Here is a 757-nt window from a genome sequence, read left to right on the forward strand (position 1 = left end):
GCCTAATCCATGCACTTGCTGTTGCACGCACCGCGTGCATAATCGAGTGCACCACGCGGGCCAGCCGCGACGACACCCGGCGTCCGGCCGGGAGGGGAGAGGGACACGTGAACGAGACGACTGCCGCGACACGGCCGCCGGAGCCGGACTTCGCGACGATCACGACGGAGGAACTGCTCGTCTACCGCGCCGCGGAGAACCGCTTCCGGGCCTCCGAGGCGGCGCGGGCGTTCCTCGGAGAGCCGCACGCCGGCGCCGCGATCGACTGGCGGGAGATCGCGCTGCCCGACCGTGCCGTACCGGTGCGGGTCTACCGGCCGGCACCGACGGGAGGCGACGACGGCGCGGCCCGCACCGACCTGCCGCTCGTGGTCCACGTCCACGGAGGTGGCTTCGTGGGCACGGCGACCCAGTGCGACTGGACCAACAGTCACCTCGCCGCGCGGCTGCCCGCCCTCGTCGTCTCGGTCGAGCACCGCCTCCTGGCCCCCGACAGCCCGCTCGCGAACGCCGCCGACGACGGCTGGGACGTGCTCCAGCACGTGGTGCGCCACGCCGCGCGGTGGGGCGTCGACCCGGCGCGTGTGGCCGTCTTCGGTGAGAGCTGTGGCGCGCTGATCAGCGCGCTCACAGCCATCCGGGCGCGGGAGGCCGGCCTCCGACTCCTGGCGCAGGTGCTGGTCAACCCCGCGGTCGACATGACCGAGGCGATGTTCGACCACCCCTCGATCACCCGGTACGCGTACCACCCGTCCCG

General features: G+C 73.3%; 1 protein-coding gene. It reads left to right on the plus strand.

All coding sequences use genetic code 11. The features are described from left to right. Window positions 1-107: 107 nt before the first annotated feature. On the plus strand, window positions 108-757 hold a 650-nt coding region (locus KUM32_RS36735; protein WP_217146213.1), incomplete at its 3' end, for an alpha/beta hydrolase fold domain-containing protein.

The organism is Streptomyces sp. AC627_RSS907 (genome assembly GCF_019049165.1).